Here is a 25,096-nt window from a genome sequence, read left to right on the forward strand (position 1 = left end):
TTCACTTCTTCTTGTTCCCCCTTGTAGATTCTGCTGCTGTCATTTCCTCGTACATAGCAAAGAGGTCAGACAACCTTTGTTCATCAGTCTCGTAACCGCGCTTCGAATAGATCGAATCCACCAAGGTGTCGACCACTGCATGGGCGGCGCGAAGATCTTCGGGCATCAGCTCAGGATCGTAGAGTTCCGCCAGAGTCCGTTCGCAGTGGTACTCGCGAACGTCTAGAACACGCAGAGCTGCCTCGGTCAGGCTCTCCTTGACTGCGTCACTCAACGGCGGCAATGGGAAATTGTTGTAGACGATGGTGTTCGAGTAACGAAGCCGCGTCTCCAGTTGGCCACCGACGGCACGGGTCCACGCCATGTGCATCGCCGAAGTCAACAAAGCGAACGCCCACGGTTCGGCGTCGTAGATAGCCAGCGCGGCGTCTGAGATCACGAAGTCTTTGGACAGATACCCCATCGGAATATATACGCGGCGCTCAGACGAGTGTCGTGGGACGATGATCGAATTCGTTGGCTTGTAAGCAACCTGCTTGAATCGGTTGGGGTAGGCAGCAAATGCCTTCACCCCTGGTTCGTCTCTCCCCGCTCGCCATGCCGCCACTGCGTTCAGTCGCTCGGCAATAGGAACAATGAGTCGGGCTTCGGAGACTTTATCGTCGGTCACCCAGACGCAGTATCGGGGAATATCCTTGATGTATTCCTCGGAGCCAACGTACTTTTTCAAGTACGCCTCGCTTAATGGGTCCGCTGCTAGGGCCCGGTCATACTCAATAGCATTCATAACGAGGTTTCCACCGTCCTTGGGCATGGAACCCAAGGTCATCTTCGGGAGTGACGGGTTGAGGCTCTTCGCGCGCCGATAGATGAAGACTGACGAAGCGTCAGCGAGGTACCCATTGATATTTCGAGCCTCAATCTGCAACCCGTCGCTGTAGATGTACTTGGGGCGTGCTTTAGCGGCGCGAAGGCCGATAACAACGACACTCACGCCTGCGTTGCGCCTGGCGTTGTTCTCCCACTTGAATGAGGTGTAGGCGTAACCAATCTCAATACCTTTGGCAAAGATCATTGGAAACATCAACCCGACGTGCTCGCCCTGGGACACTGAGTTCGTGGTCACGAACGCAAGCTCCGCTCGATTTCCTTCGATGTAGTCAGCCCCTTTGACGAACCACAGCGCGATGTAATCGAGGTCTTTGGAATAGGGGCGGTTCCCGAACACGAACGGATAGTCCGCTTTCATCTCCTTGCTCTGTGACTTCCCGCCCTTGTACGGCGGGTTGCCGATGAGATAAATTTCCTCGGTGCCGTCGTTCGGGCACACGCTGTTCCAATCGACGCGTGTGGCATTACCTGCCTGGATCTGGCCCGTTTCCTTCAGTGGAATCAGAGGGATGGAGAGGTTGAACTTTTCCTTGAACTCAGCGTTCATCTGGTGCTTGGCGATCCAAAGGGAGAGAATTGCCACCTCGACGGCAAAATCGTCGATCTCCAGTCCATAGAAGTGTTCGATGCTGATCTTCGACTCGGCGTACAGCACCTGATGCTTCGGATCGATCTCAAACAACCGCTCCAGGATCGCGTGCTCCAGACGACGCAGTTCCTTGTACGCAATGACGAGGAAGTTACCGGACCCACACGCAGGGTCGAAAATCTTGATCGCGCTGATTCGTTCGAGCAGTGCTTCAAGCTTCTTGACGGAGTCGAACCCCGCATCGAGCTGTTCCTTCAAATCATCCAAAAACAATGGTTCGATGGTCTTGAGGATGTTTGGCACCGATGTGTAGTGCTGGCCTAGGTCGCTGCGCTTACCCGGGGTGACAATCGCCTGAAACATCGAGCCGAAAATATCCGGATTGATGTCTCGCCAGATCAGCGTGCCCGACTCAAGCAGCAGGTCGCGGGCCTTCTTCGTGAATTGTGGCACCACCTGCTCTGGTGCCATCGTGAACAGCCGGCCGTTGACGTACGGAAACCGTGCCAGGTGTGTGGGCTTCTTTGCGGCATCTTCAGTATCGAGCGCCCTAAAGACCTCCGTGAGGAACTCAGCGACGTCGGAACCGTCGGGTTGAGTATGCGAGCCGACAGCGTTGGTGAACGCACCCTCCTCGAAGATGCCGGTGTCTTCGGCGAAGAAGCAGAACAGGAGCCTGGTGAAGAACACGTTGAGCGCATGACGCCCGTGCGCCATGTCGAGCATTCCGGGGTTCGCCGCCAGCAACTCGTCGAAAAGCTTGCCCATCCGCTCGGCAGCTTTGACGTCCGCGTGGGCCTCGGCGATGTACTGGGCTTTTTCCATGCCGGCCCAGGGCAGGAAGAACGTGAAGTGCTGGTCGATGTCCTTGATCGGGATCATCAGGTTTTCGCCGGTCTTCGTGTCGATGGCGAGCAGTTCCGTGTAGTCGGTGACAATGACGAACCGCGTGTTGTACCGGACGACCACCGGTGAAGTCTTCAGCTCGTCGATGACCGCGAGCGCATCGCCGGTTGTCTCCTTGAAGTAGACGACGTTCTTCTGCGCCACTTCAGTGGATGGATCTTTGGCAACGTTAAGCGAGCCTTTGCGTAGTCGGGTCACATTGCCCTGAGGTTTCCCGTAGGCCCGCAGCAAGTCGAAAATGAACTCGCGATCGTAGGATTCGCGGCCGCCGAGTGGGGCAACGCGTTCCTCGACGGCCTTCAAATTGAGCTTCACCATCGACGATTTTCCTCCGCGAATGTGATCCCACCGTGGGCCGTGCCCTCGATGTTTAAGAGCGTGCTTCTGGGGCCGGCTGGCATGCAGTCGGCAGACGACCACGGTTGGCACACGTTCTTACTCCTCGTCGGCAGCGCAGGAGCGCGCAATACCTCCCCGTGATCTTATCCGGACTGTCCCGGCGCACCGACGCAGCCCTGTCTTCGAACGAAACGAGTGCGGGGGCGCGGTGCGGGATTTGACGGGGCCGCCACCGGAGTCTGCACCATAAATGCACCACGGCTGTCCCAGAAATGAAGAAAACCCCCGGGTTACCGGGGGTTTTCTGTGGCGGTGACGGTGGGATTTGAACCCACGTTGGCTGTTACACCAAACAACATTTCGAGTGTTGCACCTTCGGCCGCTCGGACACGTCACCAACGCGTCAACTTTACCCGGTGTTGGGCCTGAGCCCCAAAACGGTGAGGCCGAGGGCCTTGTCAGAGGGGGAGATCGCCGCGGTGGCCCGCAAAGAAGGCCCGCAGCATGGCGGCGGACTCGTCGGCCCGGACCTCGGGGTAGACCTCCACCCAGTGGTTCAACCGCCGCTCCCGCAGGACGTCGAAGACGCTGCCGGCGGCGCCGGCCTTTTCGTCCCAGGCGCCGAAGACCACCGTAGGGATCCGGGCCAGCACAGTGGCACCGGCGCACATGGCGCATGGCTCCAGGGTGACCACCAGGGTGCAGCCGTCCAGCCGCCACGTTCCGAGCTTTCGCGCGGCCTCTCGAATGGCCACCATCTCGGCATGGCCGGTGGGGTCGTGGAGCGCCTCCCGTTCGTTGCGTCCGGAACCCAGCACCCCGCCGTCGGGCCCCACCACCACCGCGCCGATCGGGACATCGAAGGTTTCCAGCGCGAGGCGGGCCTGGTCCAGGGCAAGGCCCATCCAGTGGTGGTGCTGCGGATCAATCGGGCCCATGCCACCATTCTGGCAGGCCCGATGTTTGTCCCTGCTATCCGGCTGCCGGTAGTTTTATGTGATGCGCGTACTCGAAGTGGACCATCCTCTTGTTGCCCACAAACTCACCGTTCTCCGCGACAAGACCACTCCGTCGCCCGTCTTCCGCCAACTCACCGAAGAGTTGGTGACCCTGCTTGCCTACGAGGCAACCCGCGAGGTCCGCACCGAGCCGGTGGAGATCGAGACGCCGGTGACCCGGACCATCGGCACCGCGTTCACCAAGCCGACCCCGCTGGTGGTGCCGATCCTGCGTGCCGGCCTCGGCATGCTCGAGGGCATGACCAAGCTGGTGCCGACCGCCGAAGTCGGGTTCCTGGGCATGGCCCGCAACGAGGAAACCCTGGACGTGATCACCTACGCCGAGCGGTTACCGGCCGACCTCACCGGACGCCAAGTGTTCGTGCTGGATCCGATGCTGGCCACCGGCGGCACGCTGCGCGAAGCCATCAAGTTCCTCTTTGCCCGGGGCGCCGCCGACGTGACCTGCATCTGCCTGCTCGCCGCTCCCGAAGGGCTGCAGGCGCTGCGCGACGAGCTGGAGGACGCCAACGTCTCCATCGTGGTTGCCTCCATCGACGAGAGGCTGAATGAGAAGGCGTACATCGTGCCCGGACTCGGCGATGCCGGCGACCGGCTCTACGGCGTGGCCGGCTGACCACTGGCCGACTGGCGTCTGGCCTCTGACCGGACGCCCCCGGCCGCCTGGCCTCTAGCCGGACGCCCCCTTCGGCGGCCTGACCACCGGCTGGCTGGCCTCTGGGCGGCTGCCCTGGACGAAAAGCGCGGGCCAGTGCTTCCGGTGCACATGCGGTTGAAGCCAGCGTCGCCGGTGCCTAAGCCGTTGCGCACTCGCGCACGATGTGTGTCCACATTTTGGACACCTTGCGAACGCAAGCGTTTTCGTTCTACTCCGCCCGCATTACGCCCATTGGGCCTCACGCGTGAATATTTATGCGACCAAAGCCTGAAGCATCCACTTTGGATTCATATTTATTCACCCATCTTGCTGTGATCCCCCACACAAAACAGGCATTTCATCTCACTATGTGAGATAAGCAGGCTTATATTACTTGCACGTAAGCTTTGTTACGAGGAAACTCATGGTTGTGAACAACAACGCAACAGCATCTGCAGCCGCAGCCTTCAGTTACGGGGTGTCTCCCGGCGGACTGATGGACTGTTGCCGAATGCAGGCCTAACTCCCCACCCCCAGAGTTATCCAGGCAATTCAACTGTCCAATGGCGGGCGCCAGAAACACATCCCGTGCGGGCATGCCATGCATTCGCGCCGCGATGACGGCCATTCACACATGAGGTTCTCAATGTCAGTTTCATCCGGATACGTCCACATCTCCGTCCGCAACGCACAGAACCGTGCGGCCGCCGCCCAGCGCCAGGCCTCCGGGGCGCACCAGCAGTTCGCCGGGCAGCCGCACCAAGGTGAGCAGCCCTACCGCGTGCTCCGTGCGGTTCCGGGCCAGTACGACGCCGCTGCCGCCAATCCGACCACGGCACCGACTCCCGTGGTCACCCCCAATGGAATTCCGGGCCCGCAGGCCGTCTCCAACGACACCGTTGCCCGCGGGTTCGTCCTCTATGTGGGCCTCGACGAGGAAGCCGCTGCTGCCCAGGGAACCACGCTGAGCAAGCTGGCCGCACAGGTCCGCGCCTATGTGCAGTCGCTTGCCGCAGATGCCCAGACCCACGGGGCGGTAGCCCTCGCCCCGGCCGACGCCCCGGGCGAGAACATCGACGTGGTCCGCCAGGCCCTCGGCGACCCCACCGTCAGCCGCCGTCCGCGCACCCCGGCCGTGGAGATCCAGCGCCAGCCGCAGCAGGCTTCGCATGCCAGCAGGCCCAGCGGGGTGCTGATCGATCTGTCCCGCCGCGAGGTGCACCTGGACGGCGAGACCCTGAACCTGACGTTCAAGGAGTTCGAGCTGCTCAACTACCTGGTGGAGAACGCCACCCGCACGGTGGGCCGGGAAGAGTTGCTCTCCGGGCTGTGGAAGAACGCCGAGGAAGTTCCGAACGAGCGCACCATCGACGTGCACATCCGCCGGCTTCGGTCGAAGCTGGGCCGCTTGGCCAACACCGTGCGCACCGTGCGCGGCCAGGGCTACCGGTTCTACGAGCACCCGGAAGTGGTCGTCTGGGCTGCGCCGGAGTACTCGATCTAGTTTTTCTCACCTTTTGCACCCCGGCCCCCGAATTCCTCGGGAGCCGGGGTGCTTTGTTGTCTCTGCACCTCTACGCCGCTCCAGCGGTCGGGGCTACAGGCCGTATTTTTCGAGCAGGCGGAGCCAGACTTCGCTGATGGTGGGGTAGGAGGGGACGGCGTGCCAGAGTCGGTCCAGCGGGACTTGGCCGACCACGGCGATGGTGGCCGCGTGCAGCAGTTCGCCGACGCCGGGGCCCGCGAAGGTCATGCCCACGATCACCTTGCGCTCCTCGTCCACCACCATCTGTGCCCAGCCCTGGTAGCCGTCGGCGTAGAGCGAGGAGCCGGCGACGGCGATCGGCAGTTCGGTGGTCGAGATGTTCAGCCCGCGCTCCTTGGCTTGGGCTTCGGTCAGGCCGATGAAAGCGAGCTCCGGATCGGTGAAAACTACTGAGGGCACCGCCGCGTCGTCGGCCGTGCTGGCATAGCGGCTCCACGGTTCCGGATCGCCGTCCAGCTCGCCGGCGGCGCGGGCCGAGATCGCCTCTCCGGTGGCGCGGGCCTGGTATTTGCCCTGGTGGGTCAGCTGCGCCTTGCCAGCCGCATCGCCCACCGCGTAGAGCCAGCCGCCGTCCACGCCGGCGACCCGGCCGCTGGCGTCCACGCCGAGGTGCTTCGGGTCCAGACCCAGCCCCTCGAGGCCGAGCCCCGCCAGGGCCGGATGCCGTCCGCTGGAGACCAGCAGTTTGGCTCCGGTGACGGTGTCTCCCGTCCCCGTCTCCCCGTCCGAACCCGCCGCAGCCAGCGAAAGGGTGACTCCGCCGTCGTACGAATCAGCACGGGACGTGGCGGTGTGCAGGCGGATCCGCACGCCGTCGCGGCGCAAGCCGGCTTCCACCAGGCGCCGGGCCGGTTCGGGAAACTTCGCCAGCAAATCGCCGCGGGCCACCAGCGTGACGTCGGTGCCCAGCCGGGCGTAGGCCTGGGCCAGCTCGCAGCCGGAGACGCCGCCGCCCAGCACCAGCAGGCTCTCCGGGACCTCCCGGGCGGAAGTGGCCTCGCGGGTTCCCCAGAAATCGACCCCGTCCAAGCCGTCCACCCGCGGCACCGTGGGGACGGACCCGGTGGCCAGCACGACGGCGTGGCGCGCGGTGATGCGGGTCTGCGTCCCGTCGTCGTCCGTCACCGTCACTTCCCGCGCACCGCTGAGCGTGGCGGTGCCGCGGATCAATTCGATGCCGGCCCCGTCCACCCACTTCACCTGGGAGGAGTCGTCCCAGTTGGAGGTGAACGAATCCCGGCGCGCCAGCACCGCGGCTGCATCCAGGCCGCCGGTCACGGCCTGGGCGGCGCCCTGGACGCTGCGGGCGGCCTGCAGCAGCGTGCCGGGGCGAAGCAGCGCCTTGGAGGGCATGCAGGCCCAATAGGAGCATTCGCCGCCCACCAGTTCCGATTCCACCAGTATGGTTTTGAGTCCTCCATTGGCGGTGCGCTCCGCCGCGTTCTCGCCGACCGCGCCGGCACCAATCACCACAACGTCCGCTTCGAGTGTTTGCTCAGGCATGTGCCGAGCCTTGCACCGCGCCGTAGCGCTGGCAAGGGGGCTACTACACTCGTGGTGTGAACGACCACCACCTGAAGAAGCTGATGATCATGCGCCACGCCAAGGCCGCGTGGCCGCTGGGGGTGGAGGACCACGAGCGGCCGCTGGCCAAGCGCGGGCACGACGAGGCGCCGCTGATCGGGCGCTGGATGGTGGAGCACGACTCCATTCCGGACTTCATCCTGTGCTCGTCGGCACTGCGGACCCGGCAGACCTGCACCTGGGTGTGCAATGAGCTGGGGGAGAAGGCGCCGACGCCCATGCTTTCCGACGAACTGTATGACTCGCCGGGGGCCCGCGTGCTGTCCGAGATCAACCAACTCCCGGACACGATCACCTCGCTGCTGGTGGTGGCGCACATGCCGGCGGTGCAGGATCTGGCGATGCGGCTGGCGTCGGTGGAGTCGGACGAGGAGGCCGTGATGGACATGGCCACCCACTACCCGACGTCCGGGCTGACGGTGCTCCAGCATGCCAAGAGCTGGGCCGAACTGGACGGACGCGACGCAGCGGTCACCAACTTCGTGGTGTTGCGCTAACTCCGCTTCCGCCCGATCGACTGCCCAGAGGCGGGTTCATCCGCATCGGCTTGATGAGGGACTGCCACGTTCATTGGGGTGTGAACAGGTCTTCAATGCTGCATTGGAAGACGGCCGCGATCCTGAACGCGACTGGTAACGATGGGTCGTACCGGCCCTTCTCGATGGAGATGATGGTCTGACGCGATACTCCAAGTTCATCGGCCAAACGCTGCTGCGACCAACCTAACTTTTGGCGGTGCTGTGGAAGCGTGTTCTGCATCAGGCAGCGGATTTCTTCAGCCACAGGTAGCGCGCTGCGAAGTCGAGCATGGCAAAAAGCACCACCGCGGAGAGAATCCAGCCGATGGGCGCTTCGAGTCCCGTGAAGGAGAACCCGGCGGCGCCCAGCCCGCCAACTACGAGCATGTCTCCGAACGCCCCGCTCGTAGCTTTCTGGTACCACGCGGATTCGATGGAATCGTCCGGCTTGTCGAGCGCTCCAGAAGAGTTGAGCGGTCAACGAGGACCACCCATCCGAGTGTTGCCGCGACCGGCAGAGTACCGACTACTACGACGGCGAACGCAAGCGTCGGACGCCCTACATCACCCAGCAGCACGAAAAGCCCGCCTAAAGCCGCGGAGATGAGCACACCGATCACCAGCGATGCACTCAACAACGTCGCGGAACCGCCGCCAAAGCGTGCCTGTCCCCATCGACTCCGCGCAATTGTCCTGTCATTCAATGCCGGCTTCCTTTCTGTGGACTGAAGCGCCTTCCGTTGCAGCCCTTCCTTGTCAAGGAAGCTTTACAGACAAGTCGCCTTTACGTCAAGGTCGCTTTACTGTCGGGCCGCTCGGCTGAAAAGGGTGTTCTCTGGGCGGCGGATCGTCCGTGGTTTGGGGCGGGTTGCTAGACGCGGATGTGGCGCAGCTTGTCTGGGTTCCGGACCAGGTAGATCTCCCGGACCAGCCCGCCGTCGATCCTGAAGCTCGCCACCGTATCCACTGCGCCGTCAGCATCGACGGCGACCAGGGCGGGCAGCCCGTTGACCTCGGCCACGTGCAGTTGGAACGGGGTGTCGGGCTTGCTGGTGACACCGAGCAGGAAGCGAAGCACCTTCTCCACCCCCAGAATGGGCCGCAGTGCGGCCGACTTCTGGCCGCCGCCGTCGCTGGTGAGGACGACGTCGGGCGCCAACAGTCCCAGCAGCGGCTCGACCACCCCGGTGCTGGCCGCGCGCAGGAACTGCTCGGTGATCCGCTTGTGCAGGGCCGGATCCACCTGGTTCCTGGCCTGCCGGCTGGCCACATGGGCGCGGGCACGGGACATCAGCTGCCGCACCGCTGCCGGAGAGCGGTCCAGCGTCTTGGCGATCTCGGGTGCGGGATAACCGAAGACCTCGCCCAGGATGTAGGCGGCGCGCTCCAGCGGTGAAAGCTGTTCCAGGACCACCAGCATGGCCAGCGATACGTCGTCTGCCAGCACCGCGGCCTCGTCGGGGGCGGGGGCTGCCGAAGTATCCGGCAGGCTGCTGACCGGTTCTGGCAGCCATGGGCCCACGTACTCTTCCCGGCGCCGCTGTTGCGTGCGGATCTGGTTCAGCGCCAGATTAGTCACCGTCCGCAGCAGGTAGGCACGAGGCTCCCGGACCTCCTCGAGGGGTACCTCGGCAAAGCGCAGCCAGGCCTCCTGGACTACGTCCTCGGCATCCGCCGCACTGCCCAGCAGTCGGTAGGCCGCACCGAAGAGCAGCCCCCGGTACTGCTGGAACACATCAAGGTTCGACTCCGTCGTCGTCACTTCAGCCTCCAATGCTGCATGTCTCCTTGAAGCCCTGGCTCGTCAGGCCCATGGCGGCATTCACCCTGGAGCGCTGGTTCTCCACGCCAATCAGGTACGTCAGTTCGGCCAGCTGCGCCGGGCTCAGGTTTTGCCTCAGCCTAACCACAAGTTCATCGGTAACGGACGGCGGCGTGGCCGTCATGGCCTCCGCATATTCCAGCACGTCGCGCTCCGCTTGGTTGTACACGGTGGCCGTGCGCCACTCGGGGACGGACCGAAGCTTGGCCGGATCAACGCCTTGGTGGTGGTACTCCCAGTAGCCGAAGTCCATGCACCAGCTGCACCCGACCGCCGCGGAGGCGCCCATCACCGCCAGCGCATTCAGCGTGGGGGGAACGGAGTGGAGCTTGCCGACGGCGGTTTCCAGGCGAACAGCACCCGGCGGTTGTGCATCATGGCCAGGCCGGGATCCAGCACCTTGCCGTACTTGCGCTTGCTGTAGCCGGTCATGATCCGCAAGAACAGGCTGGGCTCGTGGTTTAGGGGGATGCGTGCCATGTGGTCCTCCTTGTCGCTTCCCCGGAACCGGGGGTTGCAGGGAAGACACCGAGGGCGTCGCTGGTGACATGCCGCCAGAGGGCAGAAAAAATGCGGCCCGGTCGGTGACCGGGCCGCATCAGTTGGTGCGCCCAGAGGGATTCGAACCCCCGGCCTTCTGTTCCGTAGACAGACGCTCTATCCAGCTGAGCTATGGGCGCTTGGCCTCGCGGCCGGATACAACTGTAGCGTGTTTACCGGGCGGTCGCCAAATCGAGGGGCCGAGGCCCCCTTCCGGCCCGGAATTCCGGGCTTGTGGGCTCCTGGGGGCCGTCCCGCTCGGCCACGACGCCATGTGAACTAGACCGGTCTATATGACCTTAATCACATATTTGACGGCGGTCACATCTAAAATCCCCGGAATCGCGGGGCTCATCCTACTCGACCCCGCCGAGAGGGGTTGTCCAGCCCCCGACTGGTCTAGCCGGTGGCCCATAGCATCGATACACACCACTGGCCCAAGAAAGGGATGAGTCATGGGCGATACAACGCGTCAGCCGGTTCTTGAGGAAACACTTGGGGACGCCCCAACTACACATGCAAAGCTTTTGGCCTGGGTTGCCGAAGTTTCCGAGCTGACGCAGCCCGACTCTGTGTATTGGGTGGACGGCTCCGAAGCGGAATACGCACGTCTGACCGACCACCTGGTCGAGGCCGGAACGCTGCAGCGGTTGAACCCCGAGCTGTTCCCGAACTCCTTCGTCGGCTCCTCCGACCCTAAGGACGTCGCCCGCGTTGAAGAGCGGACCTTCATCTGCTCCGAGAAGGAAGCCGACGCCGGGTTCACCAACAACTGGATGGACCCCGCCGAGATGAAGGCGATCCTTACGGAACGCTTCGCCGGCAGCATGCGCGGACGCACGATGTATGTGATCCCGTTCGTCATGGGTCCGCTGGATGCTGAGCAGCCGCAGTTTGGCGTGGAGATCACAGACTCCGCCTATGTGGTCGCCTCCATGCGGATCATGGCCCGGATTGGCACCGATGTGCTGCGCAAGATGGAAGCCGAGGATGCGTTCTTCGTCCCCGCGCTGCATTCCGTCGGCGCCCCGCTGGAGCCCGGCGAGGCGGACGTCGCCTGGCCGTGCAACGAGGAGAAGTGGATTGTGCACTTCCCGGAAGAGCGGTCCATCTGGTCCTACGGCTCCGGCTACGGCGGCAACGCCCTGCTGGGCAAGAAGTGCTACGCCCTGCGCATCGCCTCGGTGATTGCCCGTGACGAAGGCTGGCTGGCCGAGCACATGCTCATCCTCAAGCTCACCAGTCCGGAAGGCAAGGCCTACAACGTCGCCGCTGCTTTCCCCTCTGCTTGCGGCAAGACCAACCTGGCGCTGCTGGATCCCACCGTCGAAGGCTGGAAGGCCGAGACCCTCGGCGATGACATCAACTGGATGCGCATCGGCAAGGAGGGCGAGCTGCGCGGCGTGAACCCGGAGTACGGCCTGTTCGGCGTCGCGCCGGGAACGGGCTGGGGCACCAACCCGAACGCCATGCGCGCCATCGCCAAGGGCAACTCCATCTTCACCAACGTGGCATTGACCGACGACGGCGGTGTCTGGTGGGAGGGCATGACCGAGGAAGTGCCGGCTCACCTCACCGACTGGGAGGGCAACGACTGGACGCCGGATTCCGGCCGTCCCGCCGCGCACCCGAACTCGCGCTTCTGCACGCCGATCTCGCAGATCGACATGCTGGCCCAGGAGTACTACAGCCCGGACGGCGTGGAGATCCACGCGATCCTCTTCGGCGGCCGCCGCAAGACCACCATCCCCCTGGTCACGCAGGCCCGCTCCTGGACCAATGGCATCTTCATGGGCTCCACGCTGTCGTCGGAGACCACCGCGGCTGCATCCGGCGCCGTCGGCGTGGTCCGACGCGACCCGATGGCCATGCTTCCCTTCATCGGCTACAACGCCGGCGACTACCTCAAGCACTGGGGCACCATCGAGGCCAAGGCCAACCCGGAGCGACTGCCCAAGGTCTTCCTGGTCAACTGGTTCCGCCGCACGGCCGACGGCGGCTTCGCCTGGCCGGGCTTCGGCGAGAACTCCCGCGTGCTCAAGTGGGCCATTGAGCGCATCGAGGGCACCGCGGACGCCAAGGAGACCCCGATTGGGTACATCCCGACCGGCGAGTCGATCGACCTGACCGGACTGGACATGACTCCGGAGCAGGTGGAAGAAGCCGTCAAGGTGGATCCGGCCGAGTGGAAGGAAGAGCTCAAGGGCATCGAGGAGTGGTACGCCCGCTTCGGCGACGCGCTGCCCGACGAGCTGGCCGCCGAACTGAAGCAGCTGCAGGCCCGCTTCGCCTGAGCGGATGGGCTAAGGCCATAGGCCCTCAAACGGGTGAGACCCGGCGTTGTTGCGCCGGGTCTCACCCGTTTTCTGTCCGGATGTGTAGGTCCGGATTGCCGGCCGCAGAACCGAGCCAATGGGTCGGCGGTCTAGACCGGCGGTCCGACAGCAGGTTCCTTAGTTGGCCGAAGCCAGCCACAGGTCCGGGCCGGCGCCCGCCGGGAGCACCACTGCTTCAATGAGCGCAAAGACCCGGCCGGCTTGCACAGCCTCTGCCCAACAGCCGGCGCCACATTCAGGACGGAGCGTGAGTCTGCCTGATGCTCAAGCTGCGAAATGTGGGGGCGGCCGGGGGTAAGGGACTGGTGAGCATGAGCGGCGAGGGGCCATCGGGGACCTATGTGGCGCCGGCTGACGGACAACGCTCCAGCCTGAAAGGCCGGCGGCCCGGTGACTTCCGCCGGGCCGCCGGCATGATGCTGCATCTCAGCCGCTGCACCCCGGGGGAAGGGGGACAGGGGGCTTACGGTATGCCTTGGAGGTGGCCGCCGGTTTGATCCGGCGGCAGGTGCCCTAGTTGGCCGAAGCCAGCCACAGGTCCGGGCCGAAGACCTCGTAATGGACCTTCGTGGCAGGGATGCCGGCGGCGATCGCCTGGCTGCGGATCGACTTCATGAACGGCAGCGGGCCGCAGACGTAGACCGAGGCATCGGCCGGCAGCACCACATCCTGCAGGGTCATGAAGCCCGCGTTGAAGCCCTCCGTCGGCTCTTCCAACCACAGCTGCAGGTTGGCGCCGTCCAGCTTTTCCACGTCCTCGGTCATCTGCTCGCGCAGGGCCCAGGCGTCCAGGCTCTTCTCCGCGTGCAGCACGATCACTTCGCGGTCCGAACCCTGCGCGGCCAGCAACCGCAGCGCGGAGGCCGACGGCGTGCAGCCGATGCCGGCGGTGGCGAAGACCAGCGGCCCGTCGCCGTCGTCCAAGGTGACGTCGCCGTAGGGGTTGGACAGCTCCAGCACGTCGCCCACCTGCACGTCGTTATGCAGCACCGGGGAGATCTCCCCGCCGTCGTCGCGCTTGGTGGTGAAGACCCGGCGGGTGGTGGATTCGACGTCCGAGCTGAGCGAGTACTGCCGGACCTGGCGCAGGCCGTCTGCGAGCGTGACCTTGACCGAGACGAACTGCCCCGGGATGGCGACGGTGGCGGGGGTGTGATCGGCCGGTTCCAGCACGAACGTCATGCAGCCGATGCCGGCCGGGTTCTTCTCCACCACCTTCCACGGGGTCCACATCTTGTCATTGGCCTGCCGCGCGTAAAGCCCCTTCTCCAGCTTGATCAGGGCATCCGCCATCAGCCAGTAGACCTCGGTCCAGGCTTCGGCGATTTCTGCCGTGATCACGTCGGCCAGCTCTTCGGCAATCGCCTCGAAGAGGTACTTGTAGACGATCTGGTACTGGTCCTCGGTGATGCCCAGCGAGGTGTGCTTGTTGGCGATCCGGCTGAGCATTTGCTCCGGCACCAGGTCGGGGTTGGCGACCAACGCGGAGGCGAAGGCGGCAATCGAGCCGGCCAGAGCCTTCTGCTGCTCACCGTTGCGCTGGTTCGCGCGGCTGAACAGTCCGTCCAGCAGTTCCGGATGGGCTGCGAACATCCGCGAGTAGAAGTTGGGGGTGATGCTCCCGAGCCGCTCGCCGACGAGGGGCAGGGTGGCTTCGATGATGGGGAGGGATTTCTCCGAGAGCATTGCGACTCCTTGCTGGAAATGATCGTTACGAGATCAAAGTAGCACCGCAAATGCGGGTTTAAATCCAGACTTCTACGCCTCGTAGAAAAGATTGGCGGAATGGTGCGGATCAGGCTGGGCGGCGAGTGAGCAAGGTCACAAACACGGGTTCCATTTGTGACTGATGCGGCAATGTGGAGACCACTACGGCGTCGAGTTCGCGGTAAAAAGCCTCGCGCGCCCGGCGCAATGCCCCGCGCAACCCGCAGTTGTTGTTCATGGGGCAATCGCCGTGGGCGGACTCGCAATCCACCAGGTCCTCGCGCGCATCCAGGGTGCGCAGCACGCCGCCCACCGTGGCAGCCCGTCCGGCAGGGCTGATCCGCACGCCGCCGGACCGGCCGCGAACGGCCTCGATGAGTCCCAGCCCGCGGAGCTTTAGCACCGCCTTGCTGACGTGGTTGTACGGCGTTCCGACGCCGTCGGCTATGGCCTGCGTGGTCATCAATTCCCCGTCCGGGGCCGCGGAGAGCAGCATCAGTGCCCGAAGGCACACATCGGAGAAGGCATTGATACGCATGCTTGCAATATTAGCCGCCAGCTCTTGACAAAAGCTGCGGCTGTGCCATTAGTCACGGTGCGGCGTTGGCGCGGTGGCCTCAGCCGCTGGTTTTGACGACGACGGCGGGGCGCGGCAGCCTGCTCAGCCCTCCGCCGGGCCCGCTTCTTCGGCAGGTTCCTGATCGGGCCAGACGAGGCGTTCCTGCGGGTCCACGAAGGGGTCCGGGTAGCTCCACTTGCCGTCGTCGTCGTGATGGTAGGGCTGGATGGCGGAGACGGCGACGCCGGCGGAGTGCTCCACGGCTATCTGGATCGCGTCCGCATCCTCTTCGGGCAGGAAGATGTCGCTGATCACCGCGACGGCGCGGAAGTCGCCGCGTTCCTGCCGCAGCGTGGCATAGAGATCCTCGATCATGCCGTCCACGTTGACCTCGGCCGCCTCGGTGGCCTCCGCGTCGAGGTCATCGGGGGAGACCACCACCAGGCGCAGTCCGCCGTCGAGTGTGGTGACCAGCGCCGCGGGCAGGAACGCTCCGTGGTCGGCCAACTGCTCCTGGGCCACGCCCAACCCGGTGCCGAACAGCGTATCGATGTCGGCAAGAACCTCGGACGGAATGCCGTCGCGCCAGGACGCACTCATGCGGCTTCCCGGACGCGGGCCAAGACGTGTTCGCGGAGGGTGTGGAGCAGTGCCAGGTTGGTGGCTTCGGCGTTCAGGCGCAGGAACGGTTCGGTGTTGGAGGGGCGCAGGTTGAACCACCAGGATCCGTCGTCGGCCACCACGGTGGTGCCGTCGAGGCGGTCCACGCTCACCCCGGTTCCCGCGTAGGCGGCGGGGCAGGTGGCGGCGGTGGCGGCGGTTCCGCCCGCGGCCGGATCAGCTGCCAGCGCGGGGGCGAAGTCGGCCAGCACCCGCGCGACGGCGGCGGCCTTGTCCTCCACCTGCGAGTTCAGTTCACCGGTGGCGTGGTAGGGATCGTATTCGGCGGCCAGCTCGGACAGCGGAGCCTGCTGTTCGCCGAGCGCGGCCAGCACATGCATGGCGGCGAGCATGCCGGTGTCGGCGTTGTAGAAGTCGCGGAAGTAATAGTGCGCGGAATGTTCGCCGCCGAACACCGCCTTTTCCTCAGCCATGTGCGCCTTGATGAACGAGTGGCCCACCCGCGTGCGCACGGCCCGGCCGCCGGCAGCGGAAATCGCTTCGGGCACGGCGCGCGAGGTGATCAGGTTGTGGATCACCGCCGGGTGCTCCTCGCCGGCGGCCTGGGCGCGGGCGATCTCCCGGCGGGCGACCAGCGCGGTGATAGCCGAGGGAGAGACCACGGCCCCGGTGTCGTCGATGACAAAGCAGCGGTCAGCGTCGCCGTCGAAGGCCAAGCCGATGTCCGCCCCGTGTTCGCGGACGGCGGCCTGCAGGTCCACCAGATTTTCGGGTTCCAGCGGGTTGGCCGGATGGTTGGGGAAGGTGCCGTCCAGCTCAAAGTACAGCGGCACAATCTCCAGCGGCAGCGCCGGCAGGAGGCTGTCGCCGAGCACGGCGGGGGTGGTCATGCCGGCCATGCCGTTGCCCGCGTCAACCACCACTTTCAGCGGGCGGATGCCGGTCAGGTCAACCAGGGAGCGCAGGTACCCGGCATAGCCGGAGAGCACGTTGGTCTCGGTGATGGCCCCCGTTTCGGTGCCGTCGGGAATGCCGGTCTCCAGGTATTTCTGCGCGCGGTCGCGGATCTCGAACATTCCGGTGTCGGAGGAAACCGGAACGGCGCCGGGCTTGGCCATCTTCATGCCGTTGTACTGGGCCGGGTTGTGGCTGGCGGTGAACACTACGCCGGCTGCGTCGAGGGAGCCGCAGGCATAGTAGAGCTCGTCGGTGGAGATCAGTCCCAGCATCAGGATGTTTGCGCCCCTGCCGGCTGCGCCGTGGGCGAACGCGGCAGCGAACTCCGGTGAGGACGGGCGCATGTCCCCGCCCACCAGCACCGTCTGCCCGGCCAGGGACAGCACGTCCACAAAGGCCGCCCCGGTCGCCTCGACGGTTGCGGCGGTAATGCTCTCGCCCACGATCCCACGGACGTCGTAGGCCTTGAATGACAGGCCAAGATCTATGCTGCTCACCCCAACAGCTTATAAGGGGCTCCTGTGGAAAAGGGACAGGTTGTCAGTTGCGGCTGGAATACTGGGCAGCATGGCTGAGCGGATCGACGGGACAACGGACATGGCGGCGGCGGACATCGCCACACTGGAAACGGCGGCGGCCGGGCCGGATGGCGGTGCGCTGCGCCAGGAGGCCACGGCGCTGTTGCGGGCCCTGGTGGGTCATGACGCGGCGGAGTTCCACGACGGCCAGTTCGAGGCGGTGGAGGCGCTCGTCTCCGGCGGACGCCGGGCCCTGGTGGTCCAGCGCACCGGCTGGGGCAAGTCGGCGGTCTACTTCGTGGCCAGCCTGCTGCTGCGCCGCCGGGGTGCCGGTCCCACGCTGATTGTCTCGCCGCTGCTGGCGCTGATGCGCGACCAGGTGGCCGCTGCAGAACGCGCCGGCGTGCGGGCCGCCGCCATCAACTCCGCCAATCAGCTGGAATGGGGTCAGATCCAGGAGCAGTTGGCCGCAAACACGGTGGACGTGCTGCTGGTCTCGCCCGAGCGGCTGAACAATCCGCGCTTCCGGGACGAGCAGCTGCCGCAGTTGGTGGGCAGCTCCGGCCTGCTGGTGATCGACGAGGCGCACTGCATTTCCGACTGGGGCCATGACTTCCGTCCCGACTACCGGCGGATCCGGGACCTGATCGGGCAACTCCCGGACCGGGTGCCGGTGCTGGCCACCACGGCCACCGCCAATTCGCGCGTGGTCCATGACATCGAGGAGCAGCTCGGCGTGCGTTCCGCGGGTGAGCACGACGGCGGGGTACTCACCATCCGGGGGCCGCTCGCCCGTGCCTCGCTGCGGCTGGGGGTGCTCCGGTTGGCCAGTCCGCGTGCCCGGCTCGGCTGGCTGCTCACCCATCTCAATGACCTGCCCGGCAGCGGGATCATCTACGCGCTCACGGTCTCCGCCGCCGAGGACACGGCCCGGCTGCTGCGCGAGGCCGGCCATGAGGTGGCCGCCTACACCGGCCGCACCGATCCCGCCGAGCGGGAACAGGCGGAGGCTGCGCTGAAGGAGAACCGGGTCAAGGCGCTGGTGGCCACCAGTGCGCTCGGTATGGGCTTCGACAAGCCGGACCTGGGCTTCGTGGTCCACCTGGGTGCACCGAGCTCCCCGGTGGCTTACTACCAGCAGGTGGGACGTGCCGGCCGCGGCACCCCCAACGCGGACGTATTGCTGCTGCCGGGCACCGAGGACCGGGACATCTGGGAGTACTTCGCCACCGCGTCGATGCCCAACGAGGGGACCGCCACCGCGGTGCTGCGCGAGCTCGCCGCGCCGGGCACGGTGCTGTCCACCGCGGCGCTGGAGACGCTGGTGAACCTGAAGCGGTCGCCGCTGGAACTGCTGCTCAAGGTCCTGTCCGTGGACGGCGCGGTGCGCAAGGTCAGCGGCGGCTGGGAGGGGACCGGCCAGCCCTGGGCTTATGACGCGGAGCGCTACGGGCGCATTGCGCAGGCCCGGGTGGCGGAACAGAACGCCATGCTGGACTACGAGAACACCTCCGGCTGCCGGATGGAATTCCTGGCCAGCGCGCTGGACGACCCGGCGGCCGCTCCGTGCGGCCGCTGCGACAACTGCGCCGGGCCGTGGTACTCGGACAGTGTCGCGGCCGAAGCCACCGAGAGCGCCGGAGCCGCCCTGCAGCGCGCCGGCGTCGAACTGGAGCCGCGGGCCATGTGGCCCAGCGGAATGGACAAACTGGGTGTACCGGTCAAGGGCAAGATCCCGCCGGCCGAGGCCAACGGCAGCGGCCGGGCGCTGGCCCGCCTGACCGATCTGGGCTGGGGCGGTCAACTCCGGGAGGTCTTTGGCACCGACGCCCCGGACCGGGAGGTGCCCGCCGGGATGCTCAGGGCCTGCGTGCAGGTTCTGGCCCAGTGGGGTTGGGCGCAGCGGCCGGTGGCCGTCGTGAACGTGCCGTCGCGGAGCCGGCCGCTGCTGGTGCAATCGCTGGCCCGCGGACTCTCGGAGATTGGCCAGTTGCCGTACCTCGGCGAACTCGCTGTCCCGCACGGAGGCCCCCGCAGCGGCCCCGGCGGCAACAGCGCCTTCCGGCTGGCCGACGTCTGGGACCAGTTCCAAGTCCCCGACGGCGGTGAAGCTTGGCTGGCGCAGAACCGAGGTCCCGTGCTGCTGGTCGATGACCTCGCGGACAGCCGCTGGACCCTCACGGTGGCGGGCCGCGTGCTCCGCCTGGCCGGGGCGGAATCGGTGCTGCCCTTCGTACTCGCGCTCAAGGGCTGATCCTTCTCTGGGCGTCCGCTGATGATGCCGCCACAACCCAAAGATCCAGCAAAGGCGGCGGCTCGTTGACGATTGGCCCCGCCGGGGCCACAATCGCAGTGTCAATGCGGACGAGATGCTGCAGGGCTGGGCGAAGGTGACCAGAGCCGGGCCAGGCGGCTCCCGAACGTTTCGAGGCCACTAGTGCTGGTCTGATGGTGGCGGTTCCTAGGATCAAGGGGAGGTCGCCGAGCATGGCCGAGAAGAAGGTCGAGCATCCGAGCGTCGAGGAGCGTGCAGCCCAAGGCAAGGAATGCCGCCAAAAGACGCCCGTCGCCAGCCACACGGGCTGGGTTCCCGCCGCCGACCGACCCGACCCGATAGCACTCCTGGAGAAACAGAACCAGACCAGGGAAAAGGACCTGGTTCCGGTGCGTCACGGCCGGATGCTGGTCTCACCGTTTGCGTTCTACCGGGGTGCGGCCAAGATCATGGCCGCCGATCTGAAGGACACACCGCGAGCCGGTCTCGACTCCCAGCTGTGCGGGGACGCCCACCTGTCCAACTTTGGCGTGTTCGCCTCGCCCGAGCGGAACCTGCTGTTCGACCTTAATGACTTCGACGAGACACTTCCGGGACCGTTCGAGTACGACGTCAAACGCATGTCAGCGAGCTTCACCATCGCGGCGCGGAACAACGCGTTCAGCAAGGACGAAACACACGACGTGACCCTCACTGCGGTTCGCGCCTACCGCGAAGCGATGGCCCAGTTCGCGCAAATGCGCACGCTGGACATTTGGTACGCCCGCCTCTCCGAAGAACAGTTGATGGAAGCCATCGACCTGGCCGTGGCAACGCAAAAGGGCAAGGCCCTCAAGAAGGCAGCCAAGCGCATGGGAAAAACGGCGCGGCAGGGCCTCGAAAAGGCCCACGCCCGGGACAGCCTGCATGCGCTCTCCAAACTTGCCGAGCGCGTGGACGGGAGCTACCAAATTGTCAGCCAGCCGCCCATCATCATCCCCGCACGGGACCTGGCAGATGCGTATGGCATGTCTGGCGATGAGGTTGCCCACCTGATTCGGGAACAGCTCCGGTCGTACCGGGCCACGTTGCCGGAAGACCGGCGTTACCTGCTGGAGCAATTCGAAGTCATCGACGTCGCCCGCAAGGTCGTGGGCGTCGGCAGCGTGGGAACGCGGGCGTTCATCGCCTTGCTCCAGGGACGCGATCAACAGGATCCGTTATTCCTCCAGGTCAAGGAGGCCACGCGGTCGGTGCTCGAGGACCACCTGCCGAAGAGCAAGTTCCGGCAGCCAGGCGAGCGCGTGGTGCAGGGTCAGCGGATGATGCAGGCCGCCAGCGACATCTTCCTGGGCTGGACCAAGGGCGCGCAGGACAACCGGTATCTGTACTGGCGCCAGCTACGGGACATGAAGGGTTCAGCCGTGGTGGAAGTGATGAAGCCGCGCGGCCTCACGTTCTATGCCAACGCCTGCGGCTGGACACTGGCACGCGCACACGCCCGATCGGGTGACCCGATCGCGATCGCCGCCTACCTGGGCAAGAGCGCCAAATTCGACGTCTCGATCACCGATTTCGCCGAGCGCTATGCGGACCAGAACGAGAAGGATTACCAGGCTTTTACCGAGGCGGTTCGGGCCGGCCGGCTCGAAGCAGTCGAAGGCGTCTAAGCGGCTCCGCCGACGGCGCGCCGCTGCTGGTCTCCGCACGTCGTCCCCGCCACTTCCAAGGTATCGCGCGGAAGGGGGCTTGCGGCAAGGCCCCCGTCGTGCCGCAAACTGGCCCGGATGTGCCCGGGAAGCGGCGCACGGAAAAGCGTTGAGAGGCGGTGCTTGCGATGGCCGATGTGATCGTTGCCGGAGGCGGCCCAACCGGAATGATGCTGGCAGCAGAGCTGACCCTAGCGGGCGTGGATGCGGTGATTGTGGAGCGCCGGGCCATCCCGGAGCTGGTGGGCTCGCGTGCGGGCGGGTTCCACTCCCGGACCATCGAAATCCTCGATCAGCGCGGGATTGCCGACCGGTTCCTCGCCGAGGGGCAGCGGGTCCAGGCAGCGTTCTTCGGGACCACAAAGCTGGACGTGAGCGACTTTCCAACCAGGCACCCTTACACGCTGGGCCTGTGGCAGAACCATATTGAGCGGATCCTGGCCGGCTGGATCGAGGAACTGGGCGTGCAGGTCCGTCGAGGGCACGAGGTGGCGGGTTTCGTCCAGGACCTCAGCGGGGTGGACGTGCGGTTCACCGACGGCGGGCGGGCGCACGGAAAGTATCTGATCGGCGCCGACGGCGGACGCAGCGCGGTCCGGAAGGCAGCCGGCATCGAGTTCCCTGGCTGGGCCGCGACGAGGAGCAGCCTGATCGCGGAAGTGGAAGCGACAGAGGAAACACCGGCGGGCGCGCGCATTGACGAGGTGGGGATCCACGGACTGCAGCTGATGGAGGACGGGCGGACCACGCGGGTGATCGTGACCGAGAAGGAACTCGGACCGGCAACCGAGCCCACCCTGGCCGACCTGGCCAAGGCGCTGACCGAGATCTATGACACCGACTTCGGGGTCCACCATCCCAGATGGATTTCCCGGTTCACCGACGCCACACGGCAGGCCGCCGCCTACCGCAGCGGCCGGGTGCTGTTGGCTGGCGACGCCGCGCACATGCACGCCCCATCGGGCGGGCAGGGGATCGGGCTGGGCATCCAGGATGCCGTGAACCTCGGCTGGAAGCTCGCCCAGGTCGTCAAGGGCGCGGCGCCGGACAGCCTGCTGGACACCTACCACGCGGAGCGGCACCCGGTCGGGGCCCGCGCACTGAAGCACACGATGGCACAGTCGCTCATGCAGCGGGCCGACCCACGCATCGGTGCGCTGGCCGACACGGTGGCCGGCCTGTTGACCATCGACGAGGCAAGGAAACAGGTGGCGGGGCTCATTTCGGGCCTGGACGTTCACTACGACCTCGGCGAGGGACACCCGCTGCTCGGGCGGCGGATGCCCGATCTCGACGTCGTCACCGGCAACGGCAGGCTGCGGGTGTTCACCTTCCTGCACCAAGCCCGTGCGGTGCTGCTCAACCTCGGCGCGCCGGGGCAGCATCCACTTGGGGCCGTGGGCGGAGCCGGTGCAGTTGGTGGATGCCACGTATGACGGCGAGTGGGAGCTTCCGGTGATCGGTCCGGTCAGTGCTCCCGCGGCCGTGCTGATCCGGCCCGACGGTTATGTGGCGTGGACCGGAGACGGGTCCCAGTCCGGGCTGCGAGAGGCGCTGGCCATGTGGTTCGGGCCCGCGCGGCGCTAACCGCTCCTCAATACGCAAAAACTCCCCCGGTTTCCCGGGGGAGTTGGCGCGGAGACGGGGGGATTTGAACCCCCGGTCGAGTTTAACCCCGACCCTTCATTAGCAGTGAAGTCCATTCGGCCGCTCTGGCACGTCTCCATACGCTATTGCTAGCCACACAAGACTACCCAGAACCAAGGGTCAAGAGCAAAACCGCCGAACGGCTTAGCCCGTCAGCGCCCGCCACAGGAACGTGTGCGAGAGCGCCTGCAGCCGGGCTGTCTGCTTGTTGTCGCTGGCGCCGGCGTGTCCGCCCTCCAAGGCCTCGTGGAACCAGACGTTCTCAACGCCCAGCTCCAGCATCCGTGCGGCCATTTTCCGCGCCTGCACCGGGCCCACCCGGTCGTCCGAGGTGGCGGTCCAGATCAGCGTGTCGGGGTACTCGGTGCCCGGCTGGAGCAGGTGGTAGGGCGAGAAGGTGCGGATGAACTCCCACTGTGCCGGATCCTCCGGGTCCCCGTACTCGGCTATCCAGGAGTAACCGGCGGAGAGTTTGGTGTAGCGGGCCATGTCCAGCAGCGGCACTCCGCAGGACACCGCGCCGAACAGGTGCGGGTAGCTGGTCAGCATGTTGCCCACCAGCAGGCCGCCGTTCGATCCGCCCGCACAGCCGAGCCGCTCCCGCCGGGTGACACCGCGGTCCGTCAGGTCCTGGGCCACCGCGGCGAAGTCCTCATACGCCCGGTGCCGGTTGGCCTGCAGCGCCGCCCGGTGCCATCCCGGACCGTACTCGCCGCCGCCGCGGATATTGGCCACCACGTAGACCCCGCCGCGGCCGTCGGCGGTGCGCTGTTCCAGCCACGCCCGGCCCACGGTGCCGCTGTAGCCGGGTGTCCTGGCGATCTCGAACCCGCCGTAACCCGAGAGCAGCACGGGATTGCCGCCGTCGTGCTTGAGGTCTTTGGGCGACACCTGGAAGTAGGGCACCTGGGTGCCGTCCTTGGACGTGGCGAAGTGCTGCTGGACCGCGTATTCCGCGGCATCAAAGTACGACGGCGACGCCTTGACTTCCGCTGCGGCCCCGCCGATGGTGCCGCGCGAGAGGGTGGAGGGGGTGAGGTAGCCGGTGGACACCAGCCAGTAGTCGTCGGACTCCTCGTCATCCACCGCCGAGGCATCCACGGCGTGCAGCGGCGGGCAATCCCGCAGCTCCGAGGCGGACCAGCCGGCCGACGGATCCAGCACCCGCACCTGGGAAGACACATCGTGCAGCAGGTTCAGCAGCAGGTAGTTCTTCGTCCAGCTCCAGGACTGGAGCGAGGTTGCCGCATCCGGGGCGAACAACACCTGTACTGCGGCCCCGCCGGATAGAAAGGCCTCCAGATCAGCGGCCAGCAGCGAGCCGGCGGGGTGGACGGTGCCGCCGACTTCCCAGTCGCCCTGCGGCCTCATCAGCAGCCACTGGCGGTGGAGGTCCACGTTCACATCCGTGGGCACCTCGATGGGCAGCCAACCGCCGTCGCGCCGGAGGTAGGTGCGGTAGTTGAAGAAGTCGATCACGTCCACGGCGACGTCGCGTTCGAAGCCGGGGGTGGAGTCGTGGCCCACCTGGGCCAGCATGTGGTCCTCGGGGACGGCGAAGTACTCTTCCGCCGAGGCCGGATCCTGGCCGCGCTGCAGGATGCGGCTGGTCCGCGGGTAGGAGGACGTGGTCAGCGAGCCGGGGCCGAAGTCGGTGCCCAGCAGGATCCGGTCCTGGTCCAGCCAGGAAACGTAGCTCTTGGCCACGGGGATGTCGAAGCCACCGGCAACGAAGGCCCGGTCCTCGACGTCGAACTCGCGCAGCCTTACGGCATCGCCGCCGTCGGGCGACAGCCGCAGCACGGCCCGCCGGTAGCTGACGCCGTCGGCCGGCCGCAGGAAGGCGGAACCGGCGTAGACCCACTCGATGCCCTCGGCCGCTGCCAGCGCGTCCACATCCAGCAGGATCTCCCACTCGGGGGAGGCGGTCAGGTAGCTTTCCCAGTTGGTGCGCCGGAGCAAGCCTCGGGGGTTCGCCTTGTCCCGCCAGAAGTTGTAGTAGTAGGCGCCGCGCTTGGTGACGCCGGGAATCCGGTCCTCGGCGTCGAGGACCTCCAGGATGCCGGTCTCAAGGGCAGTGAATTGCCCGTCCACCAGTTTGCCCTCGGTGCGCCGGTTCTGTCCCTTCACCCACTCCAGCGGCTCCTCGCCGTAGATATCCTCCAGCCAGATGAACTCGTCCTGGGGCAAATGCGTGCTGTCCTGCGCGGGGTCCTGGGCCATGCCTCCATCCTAGGCATGCCGCCGCGGGCGCCCGGAGCGCTCGCGGTTGCGAGCAGGGTCATGACCTGCGGTCGGCGCCCGTTGCCTCCGGCTGGGGCCACGTTGTCCTTCGGGGCGGGGCGGGGCGGGGCGCTCGCGGGGTGTCTGCCCGCGGCGGCTCGTGACCGCTCCGCG

21 protein-coding genes and 3 tRNA genes are annotated in these 25,096 nt (G+C 65.9%); 8 read left to right on the forward strand and 16 right to left on the reverse strand.

The annotated features are described in order from the left end of the window. Position 1: 1 nt before the first annotated feature. From ACWF5H_RS12790 to ACWF5H_RS12800, 3 genes are all read right to left on the reverse strand, one after another. Entirely contained in the window at positions 2 to 2,704 is a 2,703-nt protein-coding gene (locus ACWF5H_RS12790; RefSeq protein WP_452037297.1) for a DNA methyltransferase, read from the reverse strand. Between the two features lie 328 nt (positions 2,705 to 3,032). Beyond that, positions 3,033 to 3,122, reverse strand: a tRNA-Ser gene (locus ACWF5H_RS12795). 61 nt (positions 3,123 to 3,183) lie between these two features. Continuing rightward, a complete protein-coding gene (locus ACWF5H_RS12800; RefSeq protein WP_452037299.1) occupies positions 3,184 to 3,663 on the reverse strand; it encodes a nucleoside deaminase in 480 nt (159 codons plus the stop codon). 61 nt (positions 3,664 to 3,724) lie between these two features. On the opposite strand from ACWF5H_RS12800, the gene upp reads away from it, so the two are divergent. Beyond that, a complete protein-coding gene (gene upp, locus ACWF5H_RS12805) occupies positions 3,725 to 4,360 on the forward strand; it encodes a uracil phosphoribosyltransferase (RefSeq protein ID WP_452037300.1) in 636 nt (211 codons plus the stop codon). 667 nt (positions 4,361 to 5,027) lie between these two features. Beyond that, positions 5,028 to 5,885: a winged helix-turn-helix domain-containing protein gene (locus ACWF5H_RS12810; RefSeq protein ID WP_452037302.1), complete on the forward strand. Its 858-nt coding sequence runs from the start codon at positions 5,028 to 5,030 to the stop codon at positions 5,883 to 5,885. Between the two features lie 93 nt (positions 5,886 to 5,978). Here ACWF5H_RS12810 and ACWF5H_RS12815 read toward each other — a convergent pair whose 3' ends face one another. Continuing rightward, the gene (locus tag ACWF5H_RS12815) at positions 5,979 to 7,430 is read right to left on the reverse strand and encodes a dihydrolipoyl dehydrogenase family protein (RefSeq protein WP_452037303.1); all 1,452 of its coding nucleotides are present in this window, start codon (positions 7,428 to 7,430) and stop codon (positions 5,979 to 5,981) included. Between the two features lie 56 nt (positions 7,431 to 7,486). On the opposite strand from ACWF5H_RS12815, the gene ACWF5H_RS12820 reads away from it, so the two are divergent. Further along, positions 7,487 to 8,008, forward strand: a complete 522-nt coding sequence (locus ACWF5H_RS12820) for a SixA phosphatase family protein (RefSeq protein WP_452037305.1) — start codon at positions 7,487 to 7,489, stop codon at positions 8,006 to 8,008. A 70-nt stretch (positions 8,009 to 8,078) separates the two neighbouring features. On the opposite strand, the gene ACWF5H_RS12825 is transcribed toward ACWF5H_RS12820, so the two are convergent. From ACWF5H_RS12825 to ACWF5H_RS12850, 6 genes are all read right to left on the reverse strand, one after another. Beyond that, positions 8,079 to 8,270 (reverse strand): helix-turn-helix transcriptional regulator, encoded by a 192-nt coding sequence (locus tag ACWF5H_RS12825; RefSeq protein WP_364645999.1) that lies wholly within the window; start codon positions 8,268 to 8,270, stop codon positions 8,079 to 8,081. Then, positions 8,270 to 8,416: a hypothetical protein gene (locus ACWF5H_RS12830; protein ID WP_452037306.1), complete on the reverse strand. Its 147-nt coding sequence runs from the start codon at positions 8,414 to 8,416 to the stop codon at positions 8,270 to 8,272. The genes ACWF5H_RS12825 and ACWF5H_RS12830 overlap by 1 nt, the downstream gene beginning before the upstream one ends. 484 nt (positions 8,417 to 8,900) lie before the next feature. Next, positions 8,901 to 9,791 carry an RNA polymerase sigma-70 factor gene (locus ACWF5H_RS12835; RefSeq protein ID WP_452037307.1) on the reverse strand — a complete coding sequence of 297 codons (891 nt, stop codon included), beginning with the start codon at positions 9,789 to 9,791 and terminating at the stop codon, positions 8,901 to 8,903. 1 nt (position 9,792) lies between these two features. Beyond that, complete coding sequence (locus ACWF5H_RS12840; protein WP_452037374.1) at positions 9,793 to 10,140, reverse strand: carboxymuconolactone decarboxylase family protein; 348 nt, start codon at positions 10,138 to 10,140, stop codon at positions 9,793 to 9,795. Between the two features lie 14 nt (positions 10,141 to 10,154). Continuing rightward, the gene (locus tag ACWF5H_RS12845; RefSeq protein WP_452037308.1) at positions 10,155 to 10,331 is read right to left on the reverse strand and encodes a hypothetical protein; all 177 of its coding nucleotides are present in this window, start codon (positions 10,329 to 10,331) and stop codon (positions 10,155 to 10,157) included. A gap of 123 nt (positions 10,332 to 10,454) precedes the next feature. Next, positions 10,455 to 10,531 (reverse strand) — tRNA-Arg (locus tag ACWF5H_RS12850). A 315-nt stretch (positions 10,532 to 10,846) separates the two neighbouring features. On the opposite strand from ACWF5H_RS12850, the gene ACWF5H_RS12855 reads away from it, so the two are divergent. Then, complete coding sequence (locus ACWF5H_RS12855) at positions 10,847 to 12,685, forward strand: phosphoenolpyruvate carboxykinase (GTP) (RefSeq protein WP_364645844.1); 1,839 nt, start codon at positions 10,847 to 10,849, stop codon at positions 12,683 to 12,685. 555 nt (positions 12,686 to 13,240) lie between these two features. Here ACWF5H_RS12855 and ACWF5H_RS12860 read toward each other — a convergent pair. From ACWF5H_RS12860 to manB, 4 genes are all read right to left on the reverse strand, one after another. Next, positions 13,241 to 14,413, reverse strand: a complete 1,173-nt coding sequence (locus ACWF5H_RS12860; protein WP_452037310.1) for a globin domain-containing protein — start codon at positions 14,411 to 14,413, stop codon at positions 13,241 to 13,243. Positions 14,414 to 14,522: 109 nt separating this feature from the next. Next, a complete protein-coding gene (locus tag ACWF5H_RS12865; RefSeq protein ID WP_452037312.1) occupies positions 14,523 to 14,972 on the reverse strand; it encodes an RrF2 family transcriptional regulator in 450 nt (149 codons plus the stop codon). 123 nt (positions 14,973 to 15,095) lie between these two features. Beyond that, complete coding sequence (locus ACWF5H_RS12870) at positions 15,096 to 15,593, reverse strand: hypothetical protein (RefSeq protein ID WP_364645852.1); 498 nt, start codon at positions 15,591 to 15,593, stop codon at positions 15,096 to 15,098. Beyond that, entirely contained in the window at positions 15,590 to 17,068 is a 1,479-nt protein-coding gene (gene manB, locus ACWF5H_RS12875; RefSeq protein WP_452037314.1) for a phosphomannomutase/phosphoglucomutase, read from the reverse strand. Before manB ends, ACWF5H_RS12870 begins: the two co-directional genes overlap by 4 nt. A gap of 70 nt (positions 17,069 to 17,138) precedes the next feature. Here manB and ACWF5H_RS12880 point away from each other — a divergent pair, with 70 nt between their 5' ends. From ACWF5H_RS12880 to ACWF5H_RS12895, 4 genes are all read left to right on the forward strand, one after another. Further along, complete coding sequence (locus tag ACWF5H_RS12880) at positions 17,139 to 19,343, forward strand: DEAD/DEAH box helicase (RefSeq protein ID WP_452037316.1); 2,205 nt, start codon at positions 17,139 to 17,141, stop codon at positions 19,341 to 19,343. Between the two features lie 233 nt (positions 19,344 to 19,576). Further along, on the forward strand, positions 19,577 to 21,013 hold the full coding sequence (locus tag ACWF5H_RS12885; RefSeq protein WP_452037317.1) for a DUF2252 domain-containing protein: 1,437 nt from the start codon (positions 19,577 to 19,579) through the stop codon (positions 21,011 to 21,013). Positions 21,014 to 21,180: 167 nt separating this feature from the next. Beyond that, complete coding sequence (locus ACWF5H_RS12890) at positions 21,181 to 22,488, forward strand: FAD-dependent monooxygenase (protein WP_452037318.1); 1,308 nt, start codon at positions 21,181 to 21,183, stop codon at positions 22,486 to 22,488. Beyond that, positions 22,463 to 22,639 (forward strand): aromatic-ring hydroxylase C-terminal domain-containing protein, encoded by a 177-nt coding sequence (locus ACWF5H_RS12895; RefSeq protein ID WP_452037319.1) that lies wholly within the window; start codon positions 22,463 to 22,465, stop codon positions 22,637 to 22,639. Before ACWF5H_RS12890 ends, ACWF5H_RS12895 begins: the two co-directional genes overlap by 26 nt. Before the next feature lie 49 nt (positions 22,640 to 22,688). Here the strand turns inward: ACWF5H_RS12895 and ACWF5H_RS12900 are convergent. Together ACWF5H_RS12900 and ACWF5H_RS12905 are read right to left on the reverse strand one after the other, a co-directional pair. Next, positions 22,689 to 22,777 (reverse strand) — tRNA-Ser (locus ACWF5H_RS12900). A gap of 66 nt (positions 22,778 to 22,843) precedes the next feature. Beyond that, positions 22,844 to 24,922 carry a prolyl oligopeptidase family serine peptidase gene (locus tag ACWF5H_RS12905; RefSeq protein WP_452037320.1) on the reverse strand — a complete coding sequence of 693 codons (2,079 nt, stop codon included), beginning with the start codon at positions 24,920 to 24,922 and terminating at the stop codon, positions 22,844 to 22,846. Between the last annotated feature and the right edge of the window lie 174 nt (positions 24,923 to 25,096).

This window comes from Arthrobacter sp. NPDC055138 (genome assembly GCF_053607305.1).